The 14,830-nt window shown below is 70.2% G+C and carries 11 protein-coding genes; 7 read left to right on the forward strand and 4 right to left on the reverse strand.

The window, feature by feature from the left end:
- The first annotated feature begins 40 nt into the window (after positions 1 to 40).
- From ACLJK8_RS05675 to ACLJK8_RS05690, 4 genes are all read left to right on the forward strand, one after another.
- The gene (locus ACLJK8_RS05675; protein WP_413149133.1) at positions 41 to 508 is read left to right on the forward strand and encodes a flavin reductase family protein; all 468 of its coding nucleotides are present in this window, start codon (positions 41 to 43) and stop codon (positions 506 to 508) included.
- 72 nt (positions 509 to 580) lie between these two features.
- On the forward strand, positions 581 to 1,879 hold the full coding sequence (locus ACLJK8_RS05680) for a PQQ-dependent sugar dehydrogenase (protein ID WP_413149134.1): 1,299 nt from the start codon (positions 581 to 583) through the stop codon (positions 1,877 to 1,879).
- A 109-nt stretch (positions 1,880 to 1,988) separates the two neighbouring features.
- Positions 1,989 to 2,426, forward strand: a complete 438-nt coding sequence (locus tag ACLJK8_RS05685) for a DUF1489 family protein (RefSeq protein ID WP_413149135.1) — start codon at positions 1,989 to 1,991, stop codon at positions 2,424 to 2,426.
- Positions 2,427 to 2,430: 4 nt separating this feature from the next.
- A complete protein-coding gene (locus ACLJK8_RS05690) occupies positions 2,431 to 2,886 on the forward strand; it encodes a hypothetical protein (protein WP_413149136.1) in 456 nt (151 codons plus the stop codon).
- A 6-nt stretch (positions 2,887 to 2,892) separates the two neighbouring features.
- On the opposite strand, the gene clcA is transcribed toward ACLJK8_RS05690, so the two are convergent.
- Genes clcA through hisS form a run of 4 tightly spaced genes read right to left on the reverse strand, consistent with a single transcriptional unit; the run spans position 2,893 to position 7,596 of the window.
- Positions 2,893 to 4,233: a H(+)/Cl(-) exchange transporter ClcA gene (gene clcA, locus ACLJK8_RS05695; protein ID WP_413149137.1), complete on the reverse strand. Its 1,341-nt coding sequence runs from the start codon at positions 4,231 to 4,233 to the stop codon at positions 2,893 to 2,895.
- A 2-nt stretch (positions 4,234 to 4,235) separates the two neighbouring features.
- Positions 4,236 to 4,961, reverse strand: a complete 726-nt coding sequence (gene hisG, locus ACLJK8_RS05700; RefSeq protein WP_413149138.1) for an ATP phosphoribosyltransferase — start codon at positions 4,959 to 4,961, stop codon at positions 4,236 to 4,238.
- Positions 4,958 to 6,103 (reverse strand): ATP phosphoribosyltransferase regulatory subunit, encoded by a 1,146-nt coding sequence (locus ACLJK8_RS05705; RefSeq protein ID WP_413149139.1) that lies wholly within the window; start codon positions 6,101 to 6,103, stop codon positions 4,958 to 4,960. The genes hisG and ACLJK8_RS05705 overlap by 4 nt, the downstream gene beginning before the upstream one ends.
- The gene (gene hisS, locus ACLJK8_RS05710) at positions 6,103 to 7,596 is read right to left on the reverse strand and encodes a histidine--tRNA ligase (protein WP_413149140.1); all 1,494 of its coding nucleotides are present in this window, start codon (positions 7,594 to 7,596) and stop codon (positions 6,103 to 6,105) included. The genes ACLJK8_RS05705 and hisS overlap by 1 nt, the downstream gene beginning before the upstream one ends.
- 261 nt (positions 7,597 to 7,857) lie before the next feature.
- Between hisS and ACLJK8_RS05715 the strand changes: the two genes are divergently transcribed.
- The 3 genes from ACLJK8_RS05715 to ACLJK8_RS05725 all read left to right on the forward strand — a co-directional run bounded on the left by ACLJK8_RS05715 (position 7,858) and on the right by ACLJK8_RS05725 (position 14,819).
- On the forward strand, positions 7,858 to 10,722 hold the full coding sequence (locus ACLJK8_RS05715; protein ID WP_413149141.1) for an adenosylcobalamin-dependent ribonucleoside-diphosphate reductase: 2,865 nt from the start codon (positions 7,858 to 7,860) through the stop codon (positions 10,720 to 10,722).
- An 82-nt stretch (positions 10,723 to 10,804) separates the two neighbouring features.
- A complete protein-coding gene (locus ACLJK8_RS05720) occupies positions 10,805 to 13,708 on the forward strand; it encodes a valine--tRNA ligase (RefSeq protein WP_413149142.1) in 2,904 nt (967 codons plus the stop codon).
- 4 nt (positions 13,709 to 13,712) lie between these two features.
- A complete protein-coding gene (locus tag ACLJK8_RS05725; protein WP_413149143.1) occupies positions 13,713 to 14,819 on the forward strand; it encodes a pyridoxal phosphate-dependent aminotransferase in 1,107 nt (368 codons plus the stop codon).
- Positions 14,820 to 14,830 lie beyond the last annotated feature (11 nt).

Below are 14,830 nucleotides of genomic sequence, written 5' to 3' on the forward strand. Positions count from 1 at the left end.
CGGCGGGTGGGTGAAATTCGCGGTGAAGGAGAGAGAAACCGTGGAAACTTTCTCGGGACGCGATCTGCGCGACGCCCTGGGGCGTTTCGTGACCGGCGTGACGGTGGTGACGACCCGCGCCGAGACGGGGCCGCTCGGCATGACCGTCAACAGTTTCGCGAGCGTGTCGCTCGATCCGCCGCTGGTGCTCTGGTCGCCGGCGCGCAAGTCGAGCCGGTTCCCGGCCTTCGAGGCGGCGGCCCATTTCGCGATCCATGTGCTGAGCGAGGATCAGCGGGCGCTCGCTGAGCATTTCGCCCGGCACGGCGCGCCGTTCCCGGACCTGCCCTTCGAGGACGGGATCGATGGCACGCCGCTCTTCGACGGGTCGGTGGCGCGCTTCGAGTGCCGTCACGCGGCCGGCCATGACGGCGGGGACCACCTGATCGTGGTGGGCGAGGTCCTGCGGCTCACGACCGAGGATCTGAAGCCGCTGATCTTTCATCGCGGCGGCTTCTCGACGCTCTAGCTCCGGCTGGAGGCGTCCGCCGGAACCCGCTAGTCTCGCGGCGGTCAGGCAAGGACGGCGGGGAGGACCAGCATGAACATCGCGGACCAGTTCGCGAAAGTCGTGGCGATGATTGGCTCGGTTGCCATTCTCGCGCGGCGACAGGATGGGGCGGCGGTCCCGCCGGCCTATGGCGCCGAGCCCGCGATCCCGAAGGCGCGGCCGCAGTCGATCCCGACGCTCAAGATGCCGACCGCCACGGGATGGGAAGGCGACCGGACCCCGGTGCCGGCGCCGGGACTGCGCGTCAACGCCTTCGCCCGCGATCTGGAACATCCGCGCTGGATCGAGGTTCTGCCGAACGGCGATGTGCTGGTCGCGGAGGCGCGCGAGCAGAAGGGCACGATCCGGAGCGCCTTCGACTATGCGATGTATGCGACGATGAAGCGCGCCGCGGCCGTCGGCGACAGCGCGAACCGCGTCTCGCTGCTGCGCGATTCCGATGACGACGGCGTGGCCGAGATCCGCGAGACCTTCGTCGAGAACCAGCGCCAGCCCTTCGGCATGGCTCTGGTGGAGCGGACCTTTTACGTCGGCAACACCGACGGGATCATGGCCTTCGACTACAGCCCCGGTGTCACGCGCCTGACGGGCGAGGGCAGGCGGGTGACGACCTTCCAGCCCGGCGGGCACTGGACGCGCAGCCTGATCGTGAGCCCGGACCGGAGCCGGATCTACTGCGGCGTCGGCTCGCTCACCAATATCGCCGACAAGGGCATGGAGGCCGAGGAGGGGCGGGCGGCGATCCATGTGCTCGACCTCGCCACGGGGGAGTCGCGGATCTTCGCCTCGGGGCTGCGCAACCCGGTCGGCCTCGCCTGGGAGCCGACGACCGGCGCGCTCTGGACCGTGGTGAACGAGCGCGACGGCCTCGGGGACGAGACGCCGCCGGACTACCTGACCGAAGTGGTGGACGGCGGCTTCTACGGCTGGCCGCATTGCTACTGGGGCCAGACGGTCGATGACCGCGTGCCGGCCAATCCGGCGCTGGTCGCCACCGCGCGCACGCCCGATTTCGCGCTCGGCGGCCATACCGCCTCGCTCGGGCTCTGCTGGATGCCGGATGGCACCCTGCCGGGCTTCGGCGAAGGCATGGCGATCGGCCAGCACGGCAGCTGGAACCGCAGCAAGCTCTCGGGCTACAGGCTCATCTTCGTGCCCTTCGAGAACGGGCGGCCGGCGGGGCCGGCGCGCGATATCCTGACCGGCTTCCTCTCCGACGACGAGAAGAAGTCCTGGGGCCGGCCGGTCGGCGTCGCGCTGGCGCCGGGGGGCGGGCTCCTGATGGCCGATGATGTCGGAAACGTGATCTGGCGGATCACCGGCGCCTGAGCATGGTCCCGGATCGTCCGCGGGGGTTCCGCCGCGGAGCCTCACTGGACGGCCGCGGTGGGAGCGCATAAGGTCCGCAGGCACGTTGCCACCCGCCCGAAGGGTCCGAATGCCGGCTTCGCTTCATCTCGTCAAACTTTGCGTCGGCGCCGCCGAGGTGCCGGAGCTTATCGCGTGGCAGGCCGCGCGGATGGAGGAGGCGCGCGCCGCCGGGCGTCCGGCCATTCCGATCCATGTCACCCGGATGTGGCCGAAACGGAGCGACGAGCTGCTCGACGGCGGTTCGCTCTACTGGGTCTTCAAGGGCCTGATCCTTGCCCGCCAGCGCATCCTGGCGCTTGAGGCGCGCACCGGCGAGGATGGCATCCAGCGCTGCGCGATCAATCTCGATCCGGCCGTGGTCCGCACGGCGCCGAGGCCCCGGCGGCCGTTCCAGGGCTGGCGCTACCTGCCCGCGGGTGAGGCGCCTCCCGATCTCACCGGCGCCGCCGAGCCCGACCTTCCCGCCCCGCTGGCGCTGGAACTCGCCCAGATCGGAGTCCTCTGAAGCCATGTCCTTCCGCCACCTTCTGATCTCCGTCGCACTCGTCGCCACCGCCGCCACCGCCGCCACCAGCGCGGAGAGCAAGAGCAGCCGCTACAACTGGGACGAGCTCGGAACCGAATTCTGCCGGCTCACCCTCGCGGGCGATCTCGACGGGCTCACGACCATCCTGACGCCCTCGCTCGTCGCGAAGATCCAGGCGGCGAAGGGTAACCGGCTGATGCCGCCGCCGAACGTGCTGTTCCAGAGCTATGTCAACGAGGTGCCGGTCTGCCGGGCCAGCACTCGCAACGTGGCGATCGTCGCGATCACCCGCTCGATGCCGGGCGGCAAGGCGCCGAGCTGGACGGAGTATCTCGAAGTCGTGCCGCTCGCCGATGGCACGACGCGGATCGACAACGTGCTCTTCGCCACCCGCCGCAGCGACACACTTCGCACGCGGCTTGAGTCCTGGACGGAGTAACGCCGCTCAGCCGCGCGACAGCCGCTCCGCCTCGCGCCTGAGCGTGGCGGCGCGCAGGCTGTCGTAGATCGGCGGTTCGCGCAGCAGCGTCGGGACCAGCATCGAGGCGAAACAGGCGCCGAGCATCGGCACGAGCAGTTCGACGCTCGCCGTCATCTCGGTCACGAGCACGATCCCGGTCACCGGCGCCCGCGCGACGCCGACGAAGAAGGCCGCCATGCCGACCACGGCGAAGGCGGCGGGCTGGACATTCGCGAAGGGAACGGCGCCCTTCAGCACGATGCCGACGCCGAGGCCGAGCACCGCGCCGAGCACCAGCATCGGCGCGAAGATCCCGCCCGGCGTGCCCGAGGCGTAGCTGACGCTGCCGAGCGCCATGCGCAGCACGAGGATCAGCGGGATGACCATGAGCGCCTGCTGGCCAAGCAGCGCCGCCTGGGTGATCCGGTCGCCGCCGCCGATCATGCCGGGCAGGTACCAGCCGAGCAGGCCGACCGCGGCGCCGATCGCACCCGCCCGGATCTCCACACGGATGAAGGACAGCCGTGAGGCGAGCGCCAGTCCCGCGAGCAATATACGGTTGTGCGCGATCGCCGCGAAGCCCGCCACGATCCCGAGCACGCCGTAGAGCAGATGCGTGAGCGGGTCGCCGTAGTCGCGGACCTCGATGTGGAAATCCGGCTCGTCGCCGAGCAGCACCCGCGCCACCGAGACCGCGCTCGCCGTCGCCGCGAGGATGACGATGGCGATCCGGGGTTCGAATCTCCGCACCAGTTCCTCCAGCACGAAGACGGCGCCTGCGATCGGCGCGTTGAAGGCCGTGGCAAGGCCCGAGGCCGCGCCCGCCGCCATCAGCACCCGGCAATCCGCCCAGTCGCGGCGGAACAGCCGCCCGACGGTATGGGCGACGCTCGCCCCCATCTGCACGCTCGGCCCCTCGCGTCCGAGCGCGAGGCCAGAGCCGATGGAGAGCACGCCGCCGGCGAACTTGACGAAGGCGAGGCTCGCTGGCGCGGGGGGCAGTTCACCCTCGATCACCGCCTCGATATGCGGGATGCCGGAGCCGGAGGCATGGGGCGAGAAGCGCCGCACCAGCCAGGCGGAGGCCGCGACCAGCGCGGCGGTCACGGCCATCACGACCGGGAGCCCGGCGATCCCGAGCAGCTGCGCCTTCGCGACGGAGGCCTCGCGGAGGTGCACCGCCGCCTCCAGCGCGATGCGGAAGAGCGCGCAGATGAGGCCGGATGCGATGCCGACGAGCGGCGCGAGGCAGGCGAGAAACAGGAGATGCCGGCGCCGGGGCGGCTCCATGTCGTGATGCTCGACGATCGCCTCCGGCTCCGGCATCGTCAGCCCCGCTGGTTCGCGGGGGAGGCCGGTGGCGCGGACAGCCGCTCGATGAGCCTGGCGCGCGTGCGCATAGCCGTCTCGTCCCAGACCGCGCCCTGCGAGGCGAAGAGCGTGGCCTGGCTGCGCAGGATCAGCCCGTCGGAGAGAACCCGGAGGTGGTTGTCGCGGAGCGTCGAGCCGGTCGAGGTGATGTCGACCACGACCTCGGCGACGGCGTTCTTCACCGTGCCCTCGGTCGCGCCCTGGCTGTCCACCAGCCGGTAATCCGCGACGCCGTGCTGGCGGAAGAAGGCGCGGGCGAGCGCGTGGTATTTCGTCGCCGCGCGCAGCCTGTGGCCGTGCCGGGCGCGGAACTCGGCCGCGACGGAATCAAGATCGGCCATGTCCTCGACATCGATCCAGAAGGCGGGAACCGCGACGACCAGATCGGCGAAGCCGAAGCCCATTTCCGCAAGTTCCTCGACCCGGGTCTCCCAGCCCGGGATCTGCTCGCGCACGACATCCTGGCCGGTCACGCCGAGATGGAGCCGTCCGGCCGCGAGTTCGCGGGGGATCTCGCCGGCCGAGAGCAGCACGAGATCGACGCCGTCGATCCCCGCGACCTCGCCGGCATACTCGCGCCCGAAACTGGAGCGCGACAGTTCGATACCGCGCGCGGCGAACCATTCGATCGTGGCGTCCTGAAGCCGTCCCTTCGACGGCACCCCGAGCTTGAGCGCCGTCATCGCGCGTCCTCCATCAGCGCGACCAGCGCCTCGGGCCGGATGATCGCACCGACCGCCGGGATGCCGCGGCCGCCGCCGAGCACCCGGGTCAGCGCGTCATAACGCCCGCCATTGGCGATGGCCGGGAGATCGGGCCGGTCCCGCGGCTCGGCGCCGAAGACGAAGCCGTCGTAGTATTCAAGCGCGGTGCGGCCGAAGCTCGCCTGGAACGGCAGGCTCCCCGCGTCGATCCCGGCGGCGTCGAGCGCGTCGAGCCGTTCGGCGAAGCGGTCGACGGCGGCGCGAAGGCCCGGCACCTCGGCGGAAAGCTCGCGGTAGCGGTCGAGCGCCGCGCCGCTCGGCGCCTCGACCGCGAGGACCGCTTCGAGCAGATCGACCTCGCCCGTGCTGAGCCGAGGCGTCGCCGCCTCGATCGCGAGCCGCCCGGCCCGCCAGTCGATATCGTCGAGCGTGCGGAGGCCGATCTCCGGCCCCGCCGCCGCCGCCATCTCGACGAGCCGCCCCTGATCGCGCGCGAGGATCATCGCCGCGCGCCGCTCGACCAGCCCCGCGTGTTCGACCCCGTAGCGGCGGAGCAGTGCGTGGAACTTCGCCGGCCGCCAGACATGGCGGCGGAGCGCGGCCTTGCGCGCCGGGCTCGTCGCCAGCGCGTCGATCGCGGCGAGGATGAGCCCCATGTCGCCGGTCACGAAATCGACCGGCGCTGCTTCGAGCGCGCGGGCGATCAGCGCCATCACCTCGGCGTCGGTCCGCGCGGGATCGCCGGATTCGAAGACCTCGAACCCGGCCTGGAGATACTCCCGCGCCCGTTTCGACCCGGTATCCTGCTTGCGCCAGACCGGCCCGCAATACGAATAGCGCGCGGGCTCGGCACCGCTGTCCATGTGGAGCCGCACGATCGGCACGGTGAAATCCGGCCGCAGCATCATCTCCGCGCGGTCATCCGCCGCCATGAAGGCGCGGGCGCGGATTTCCTCGCCGTAGAGATCGAGCAGCACTTCCGCCGGTTGCAGCGCCTCCGGCTCGACCAGCACGGCGCCCGCGGCTTCGAAGAGCGCGAGCAGCCGCGCGACCTCGGCGTGGAGCCGCCCGAGCCCCGCGCCGATCCGCGCGCCCTTGAGATAAGCCCGGTCGGACACCATCAGCCCTGTCCCGCGAGCATCGCGCGGACCTGCGCGACCAGATCGCCCCGCGCCACCTCGCGCTGCGCGGGCTGGGCCTTCCAGTCCTCGTGGCTCTCCATCTCGGCTGCGAGCTTCGCGCCGAGCACGAGGTCCTTGAGCTGCACGACGCCGCGCGCGCGCTCGTCCCCGCCCTCGACGATCGCGACCGCCGAGCCGCGCTGGTCGGCGTATTTCATCTGCCGCGCCATGTTGCCGCCGCCGAGGAAGACCTCGGCGCGGATGCCGGCGGCGCGGAGTTCCGCCGCCATCGCCTGGTAGTCGGCCATCCGGTCGCGGTCCATCACTGTCACGACCACGGGCCCCGGTTCCGCCACGGCGCTCCGGCCCTTGGCATTGAGCGCCGCGAGCAGCCGGTCGACGCCGACCGAGACGCCGCAGGCGGGTACCGCCTCTCCGGTGAAGCGCTTGACGAGATCGTCGTAGCGCCCGCCGCCGGCGACCGAGCCGAACTGGCGCCTGCGCCCGTCGTCGTCGAGGATTTCGAAGGTCAGTTCCGCCTCATAGACCGGGCCGGTGTAATAGCCGAGGCCGCGCACAACGGAGGGGTCGATCACCACGCGTTCGGCCCCGAGACCGCGCGCGTCGAGAAGCTCGGCGATCCGCTCCAGTTCCGCGACGCCGTCGGTTCCACTGGCCGAGCCGCCCACGAGTTCCCGGAGCCGGGCGCAGGTCGCGGCGCCATCGTCGCGGCGCGCGTCCATGAAGCCCATGATGACCGCCGCCTGTTCCTCGGAAAGCTCGGCGCCCTTGGTGAAATCGCCGCTCTCGTCCCGGCGCCCGGCACCCAGCAGCGCGGCGACGCCTTCGGTCCCGAGCCGGTCGAGCTTGTCGATGGCGCGCATCACGATCCCGCGCCGCCCGGCGTCGCGCTCGGGGTCGGCGGGGTCGAGCACGCCCGCCGCTTCCATGACGCCGTTCAGAACCTTGCGGTTGTTGACCCGGATCAGATAGTCGCCGCGCGCGATGCCCGCGGCCTCCATCGCTTCAGCCAGCATCCCGCAGATCTCCGCGTCCGCCGCGACATTGCCGGAACCCACGGTATCGGCGTCGCACTGGTAGAACTGCCGGAAGCGCCCCGGACCCGGCTTCTCGTTGCGCCAGACCGGGCCGACCGCGTAGCGGCGGTAGGGCAGCGGCAGGTCGCGGCGAAACTGCGCGTAAACGCGGGCCAGCGGCGCCGTCAGGTCGTAGCGGAGTGCGAGCCAGTCCTCGTCCTCCTCCTTCCAGGCGAAGACGCCCTCGTTCGGCCGGTCCACGTCGGGGAGGAACTTGCCCAACGCCTCGACCGTCTCGACCGCGCTCGTCTCCAACGGGTCGAAGCCGTAGGCGTGATAGACCTCGGTCACGCGGGCGAGCATCAGGTCGCGCGCGCGGACCTCGGCGCCGAAATAGTCGCGAAATCCCCTCGGCGTCTCCGCGCGGGGGCGGCGGGGCTTCTTTTCCTTGGCCATTCTGGGCGGTCCTGTCAGGCGTGTCCGGGTCGGGGCGTGTCCGGATCGGATGTGGTCGGATGGTTGCGCGTCTCCTAACCGCCCGGGCCCGCCGGGGCAAGGACGGGGCGGGCCTGATGGGTAGGGCGGATCGCCCGGGGGTGGCCTCTGGGATGGCCGGAGGATGGCCCGAGGATGGCTAGCGGGATGGCCCGGTCGGCGCGATTGACCGGGGGCGGGGCGCCGCCTATCTTTTCCACTCCGCCCACATCGGAGCCGCTCATGAACAAGCCCGCGCCCGGGGCCTTCATCCCCGACCTCGACCTTCCCTGGCAGGAGGTGAGCCTCGACGTGCTGCGCGAGAAATACGCGAAGGGCGCGGAGCGCGACCTCGACGGCCCGGAGATGGCCCGCGCCGTCCGGCTCCGCGTCGCCCGCGCGCTCGCCGCCGTCGAGGCCGAGCCCGCGCTCTGGGAGCCGCGGTTCCTCGGGGCGCTGGAGCGCGGCTTCATCCCCGGCGGGCGGATCAATTCGGCGGCGGGCGCGGAGATCCGCGAGGTCACGCTCATCAACTGCTTCGTGCAGCCGGTCGGGGATTCGATCTCCGAGACCACGGAGGGCAAGCCCGGCATCTATATCGCGCTCCGCGAGGCGGCGGAGACGATGCGTCGGGGCGGCGGCGTCGGCTATGATTTCAGCGCGATCCGGCCCAAGGGCGCGCGGGTGCGCGGCACCGACAGCGCGGCTTCGGGGCCGATCAGCTACATGCATGTCTTCGACCAGTCCTGCGCGACGGTCGAGAGCGCCGGCGCGCGGCGGGGCGCCCAGATGGGTGTGCTCCGCTGCGACCATCCCGACATCCTCGACTTCATCTCGGCGAAGCGCGAGGCCGGACGGCTCAACAATTTCAACATCTCGGTCGGCGTGACCGACGCCTTCATGGAGGCGGTCGCCACCGACCAGCTCTTCGACCTCGTGCACAAGGCCGAGCCGTCGCCGGCGCGGATTGCGGGGGGCGCGCACCGGCGCGAGGACGGGCTCTGGGTCTATGCGACGGTCAAGGCGCGCGAGGTCTGGCGCGTCATCATGCGCAACACCTATGACGCGGCCGAGCCGGGCGTGCTGTTCCTCGACCGGATCAACGCCGAGAACAACCTGCACTATGCCGAGCGGATCGAGGCGACCAACCCCTGCGGCGAGATCCCGATCCCGGACCACGGCTGCTGCTGCCTCGGCTCGATCAATCTCACGCGCTTCGTCTCCGGCTCCTTCACGCCCGAGGCGCGGTTCGACGCCGAAGGTTTCGCCGAGACCGTGGCGCTCGCGGTCCGGATGCTCGACAACGTGCTGACCGCGACCGTCTGGCCCTTGCCGCAGCAGGCGGCGGAGGCGGAGGCGAAGCGGCGCGTCGGGCTCGGCTTCACCGGGCTCGGCGACGCCCTGATCCAGATGGGCCTGCGCTACGACTCGGCCGAGGCGCGGGCCACCGCCGCCGACTGGACGCGGGCGATGCGCGACGCCGCCTATCGCGCGAGCATCGCGATCGCGCGGGAGAAGGGCGCCTTCCCGCTCTTCGATGCCGAGAAGCTCCTCGCCTCCGGCATGGCCTCGCGTCTGCCCGGCGAGATCCGGTCCGAGATCCGCGCGCATGGGCTGCGCAACAGCCACCTGCTCTCGATCGCGCCCACCGGCACGATCAGCCTCGCCTTCGCCGACAATGCCTCGAACGGGATCGAGCCGGCCTATTCCTGGTACTACACCCGCAAGAAGCGCGAGCCGGACGGGTCGATGCGGGAGTACCGGGTCGAGGACCAGGCCTGGCGGCTCTGGCGGGCGCGGCGCGGCAATGACGCGGCGCTGCCCGAGGCCTTCGTCAACGCGCTGGAGATCGGCGCGCACGACCACATGGCGATGCAGGCGGCGATCCAGCCCTACATCTGCGCCGCGATCTCGAAGACCGTGAACGTGCCCGAGGATTATCCGTTCGAGGAGTTCGAGAGCCTCTATCTCGAAGCCTGGCGGGCGGGGCTGAAGGGGATCACCACCTACCGGCCGAACAGCGTGCTGGGCTCGGTCCTCTCGGTCGAGAAGGAGGCGCCGCGCGATCTCGACGAGAGCGATCCCGAGCGGCGTATCCGCATCGCCGACCCGCCCAATGTCGCGCTCGCGGCGCTCCGCTGGCCGCACCGGCCGAAGCTCACCGCCGGTTCGCCCTCCTGGACCTACATGATCGAGGCGCCGACCAACCGTTTCGCGGTCTTCGTCGGCCATGTCGAGGGCGAGGGCGGCCATGCCCAGCCCTTCGAGGTCTGGGTGAACGGCGAGCAGACGCCACGCGGCCTCGGCGCGCTGGCGAAGAACCTCTCGATGGACATGCGCGCGCAGGATCGCGCCTGGCTCGCGGCGAAGCTCGACAGTCTCGCCAAGACGCCGGGCGCGCCCTATTCGGTGCCGATGCCGCCGGACGGGCGGATCGCGCCGGTCGCGGGCAATGTCAGCGCCTTCGCCTCGGTGGTGCGCTGGCGCTGCGAAACGCTCGGGGTTTTCGACGGGCCGGAGGGCGAGACGCCGCTGCTCGATGCGATGTTCTCGCGCAAGGAGCCGAAATCGGGCGTTGACGGCACGCTTTCGTGGACCGTCGATATCCTCAACCCGGCGACGGGCGACGATTTCGCGATGTTCGTCAAGGAATGCGTGCTGCCGGACGGGTCGAAACGGCCCTATTCGGTCTGGCTCTCCGGTGCCTATCCGCTGGAATTCAACGGGCTCACCCGCTCGCTCAGCCTCGACATGCGGGTGATCGACCCGGCCTGGATCGGCAAGAAGCTCCGCGGCCTCAAGGATCTGCCCGAGGCGAAGGGCGATTTCTTCGCGCGTGTACCCGGCAGCGAGAAACAGGCGGTGCAGCCCTCGACCGTCGCCTATGTCGCGCGGCTGCTGATCCACCGCTACGGGATGCTCGGCGTGCTCGATCCCGACGGATACCCGCTCGCGGGCGGCGCGCGGCTCTGGTCGGACGCGCCCGCGCCCGGCGCCGCGGTGGAGACGCCGGGGCGGGTCTGCCCCGAATGCGGCCACGCGGCGGTGGTCAAACGCGACGGCTGCGACTTCTGCACCGCCTGCGGCTACACCGGGGCCTGCGGCTAGGCTCGGGGGCGCGGCGCCGGGGCTTTTCCTCCCGCCGGGGCGGGGTTAAGTAACGGGCCTCTCAGGACGCCCGGGACGAGCCATGGAAAAGACATTCGACGCGCGGAGCGCGGAAGCCGAGATCGCCGATCGCTGGGACGCGGCCGGCGCCTTCGTGGCCGGCGCCAATGCGAAACCGGGCGGCAAGCCGTTCACCATCCTCTTGCCGCCGCCGAATGTCACCGGCAGCCTGCACATGGGCCATGCGTTCAACCACACGCTCATGGACATCCTTGCCCGCTGGCACCGGATGAAGGGCGACGACGTGCTCTGGCAGCCGGGGCTCGACCACGCAGGCATCGCGACGCAGATGGTCGTGGAGCGCCAGCTCGCCGCCGCCGGAAATATCGGGCGGCGCGAGATGGGGCGCGAGGCGTTCACGGCGAAGGTCTGGGAGTGGAAGGGCAAGTCCGGGGGCACGATCCTGGAGCAGTCCCGGCGGCTCGGGGATTCCTTCGATCTCTCGCGCAATGCCTTCACCATGTCGGGCGCACCCGAGGCGCCGGCGGGCGAGGAAGGCAACTTCCACGACGCGGTTCTGAAAGCCTTCGTAGCGCTTTACGAGAAGGGGCTCATCTATCGCGGCAAGCGGCTCGTCAACTGGGACCCGCATTTCGAGACCGCGATCTCCGATCTCGAAGTCGAGCAGGTCGAGGAACGCGGCAGTCTCTGGCGCCTGCGCTACCCGCTCGAGAACGGCGAAACCTACGAGCATCCGGTCGAATTCGACGCGGAGGGCAAGCCGACCCGGTTCGAGACGCGCGACTATCTCGTCGTCGCCACGACGCGGCCGGAGACGATGCTGGGCGACACCGGCGTCGCGGTGAACCCGGACGATCCGCGCTACACGCACCTGATCGGCAAGACCGTGCGCCTGCCGCTCGTCGGCCGTTCGATCCCGATCGTCGCCGACGCCTATGCCGATCCCGAGAAGGGCACCGGCGCGGTCAAGATCACGCCGGCGCATGACTTCAACGACTGGGACGTCGGCCACCGCGCGGGGCTGCGCGTCATCAACGTCATGGGAACGCGCGGCCAGATCACTTTGAAGGACAACGCGGATTTCTGGGAAGGCATCGACGGCGCCGACGCGCTCGCCGATCTCGAAGGCCGCGACCGCTACGAGGTCCGCGACGCCATCGTCACCCGCGCCCGCGACGAGGGCTGGCTCGACGGCATCGATTCCGAACTGCACATGGTCCCGCACGGCGACCGCTCGAAGGTCGCGATCGAGCCCTATCTGACCCCCCAGTGGTTCGTGAAGACCGAGGGCCTCGCCGAGAAGGCGATGGAAGCGGTCCGCTCCGGCAAGACGCGCATCCTGCCGGAACGCGACGAGAAGACCTTCTTCCACTGGATGGAGAACATCGAGCCCTGGTGCATCTCGCGGCAATTGTGGTGGGGGCACCAGATTCCGGTCTGGTATGGGCCGCGACTCGTGCTCACGCCCGGCGAGGATGGAACGAAGCATATCTCATGGGATCACGGCGATCCCGTTGCATTCTGCGCGACTGACTTCAAAGGTGCGACCAAGCAGGCGCTCGCGCATTACGCAGCCGCCGGAATGCAACCTGAAGAGTACCATGAGGCGCGGAGTCTGGAGGAGGCGCAAGCCGGCTACAACGGTGTGCGGCTGGTAAATCTCTGGCGCGATCCTGACGTCCTCGACACCTGGTTCTCCTCCGGCATCTGGCCCATCGGCACGCTCGGCTGGCCCGAGCAGACCGAGGAGCTTGCGAAATACTACCCGACCTCCGTCCTCGTGACCGGCTTCGACATCATCTTCTTCTGGGTCGCCCGGATGATGATGATGCAGCTCGAACTCGTGGACGAAGTGCCGTTCAAGGATGTCTATGTCCATGCCCTCGTCCGCGACGAGAGGGGCAAGAAGATGTCGAAGAGCCTCGGGAACGTGCTCGATCCCATTGATCTCATCGACGAATTCGGCGCGGATGCCGTGCGCTTCACCCTCACGGCCATGGCGGCGATGGGGCGCGACCTGAAGCTTTCGAAGGATCGGATCGCGGGCTATCGCAACTTCGGCACCAAGCTCTGGAACGCCGCGCGTTTCGCCGAGATGAACGAGTGCAGGCCCGTTTCGGGCTTCGACCCGAAATCCGTCAAGCTCACCGCGAACAAGTGGATCGTCGGCGAGACGGGCCGCGTGCGCGAGACGCTCGATACGGCGCTCGAAGCCTACCGCTTCAACGACGCGGCCAATGCGCTCTACGCCTTCGTCTGGGGCAAGGTCTGCGACTGGTACGTGGAACTCGCGAAGCCGCTGTTCCAGGACCCCGAGGCCGTCGAGGAGACGCGGGCGACGATGGCCTGGGTGCTCGACCAGTGCCTGATCCTCATGCATCCGATCATGCCCTTCATCACCGAGAGCCTCTGGGGCCAGATCGCCGAGCGGCCGAAACTGCTCGTCCACGCCGACTGGCCGGACTACGGCGCTGATCTGATCGACCCGGCGGCGGACGCGGAGATGGGCTGGATCACCGGTCTGATCGACGAGATCCGCTCGGTCCGGGCGCAGATGCGCGTGCCGGCGGGAGCGAAGATCACGCTCATCGAACTGGAGCTTTCGGCCCAGCAGGCGGAGGCGCTGGAACGCAACCGGCCGCTCGTCGCCCGGCTCGCCCGGATCGAGCGGTTCGAGACGGCGGATGAGGCGCCGAAGGGCGCGGTGACGGTGACGGCCGAGGGTGGCAGCTTCTGCCTGCCGCTCGCCGATGTGATCGACATCGCCGCCGAACGGGCGCGGCTCGACAAGGCGCTGGCGAAGCTCGACAAGGAGGCGGAGGGTCTGCGCAAGAAGCTCGCCAACGAGAAGTTCATCGCCAATGCCAAGGAGGAGGTGGTGGACGAGGCCCGCGCCAATCTGGAGGCGAAGGAGGAGGAACTGGGCATCCTCCGCGCCGCGCAATCCCGTCTCGCGGCGCTCTGAGCCGATGGCGCCGCGCCTCACCGATCTCGCGCGGAGCCTGCCCGCGAGCGTGCCCTTCGTGGGACCGGAGACGCAGGAACGCGCGCGGGGCGCGGGTTTCCGGGCGCGGCTCGGCGCCAACGAGAGTGTCTTCGGCCCGTCGCCGCGGGCTCTCGCGGCGATGCGGGACACGGCGGAGCGGATCTGGTGCTACGGCGACCCGGAGGCGCATGAGTTGCGCGCCGCGATCGCCGCGCATCATGGTGTGGCGCCGGAGAACATCATGCCGGGGCAGGGCATCGACGGGTTGCTCGGCAATCTCGCGCGGTTGCTGGTCGCACCGGGAACGCCGGTCGTGACCTCGCGCGGCGCCTATCCGACCTTCAACTACCATGTGACGGGTTACGGCGGCGTGCTCCACATGGCGCCCTACCGCGACGACGCCGAGGACACCGAGGCGCTCATGGCGCTGGTCCGCGAGACGCGCGCGCCGCTGGTCTATCTCGCCAATCCCGACAATCCGATGGGAAGCTGGCTTTCGGGCGACCGCGTGGCGGCCTTCATCGCGGCGCTGCCCCAGGATTGCCTGCTGGTGCTCGACGAGGCTTACGCCGACTTCGCGCCCGAGGGCACCACGCTGCCGCTCGACATGAACGAGACGCGGGTGATCCGGATGCGAACCTTCTCCAAGGCCTATGGGCTCGCCGGGCTCCGGGTCGGCTACGCGCTCGGCCACCCGGAGATGATCGCCGCCTTCAACCGGGTGCGCGATCATTTCGGCCTCGGCGGCGTCGCGCAGGCGGGGGCGCTCGCGGCGCTGCGCGATCAGGACTGGCTCGCCTCGGTGGTGGCGCGGGTCGCGGAGGCGCGGGCCCGCATCGGCGGGATCGCGGCGGCGAACGGGCTCCGCGCGCTGCCCTCGGCGACGAATTTCGTCGCGGTGGATTGCGGGCGTGACGGCGATTTCGCCCGCGCCGCGCTGCGCGCGCTGATCGAGCGCGGCATCTTCGTCCGCATGCCCTTCGTGGCGCCCGAGGACCGCTGCGTGCGGATCAGCGCCGGGACAGCGGCGGATCTGGATCTGCTGGCGGCGGAACTGCCCGGCGCTCTGGCCTCCGCGCGGGGCGAGTGACGGGGAGCGGG

Origin of the sequence: Amaricoccus sp. W119, assembly GCF_047275745.1 — a bacterium.
GTDB lineage: Bacteria > Pseudomonadota > Alphaproteobacteria > Rhodobacterales > Rhodobacteraceae > Amaricoccus.

What these genes read in the sequence shown, in the direction of transcription:
- ACLJK8_RS05725 (WP_413149143.1), top strand. Translation starts at nt 13,713, where the DNA reads ATGGCGCCGCGCCTCACCGATCTCGCGCGGAGCCTGCCCGCGAGCGTG.
- ACLJK8_RS05680 (WP_413149134.1), top strand. Translation starts at nt 581, where the DNA reads ATGAACATCGCGGACCAGTTCGCGAAAGTCGTGGCGATGATTGGCTCG.
- ACLJK8_RS05715 (WP_413149141.1), top strand. Translation starts at nt 7,858, where the DNA reads ATGAACAAGCCCGCGCCCGGGGCCTTCATCCCCGACCTCGACCTTCCC.
- ACLJK8_RS05690 (WP_413149136.1), top strand. Translation starts at nt 2,431, where the DNA reads ATGTCCTTCCGCCACCTTCTGATCTCCGTCGCACTCGTCGCCACCGCC.
- hisG (WP_413149138.1), bottom strand. Translation starts at nt 4,961, where the DNA reads ATGACGGCGCTCAAGCTCGGGGTGCCGTCGAAGGGACGGCTTCAGGAC.
- ACLJK8_RS05720 (WP_413149142.1), top strand. Translation starts at nt 10,805, where the DNA reads ATGGAAAAGACATTCGACGCGCGGAGCGCGGAAGCCGAGATCGCCGAT.
- hisS (WP_413149140.1), bottom strand. Translation starts at nt 7,596, where the DNA reads ATGGCCAAGGAAAAGAAGCCCCGCCGCCCCCGCGCGGAGACGCCGAGG.
- ACLJK8_RS05685 (WP_413149135.1), top strand. Translation starts at nt 1,989, where the DNA reads ATGCCGGCTTCGCTTCATCTCGTCAAACTTTGCGTCGGCGCCGCCGAG.
- ACLJK8_RS05705 (WP_413149139.1), bottom strand. Translation starts at nt 6,103, where the DNA reads ATGGTGTCCGACCGGGCTTATCTCAAGGGCGCGCGGATCGGCGCGGGG.
- clcA (WP_413149137.1), bottom strand. Translation starts at nt 4,233, where the DNA reads ATGCCGGAGCCGGAGGCGATCGTCGAGCATCACGACATGGAGCCGCCC.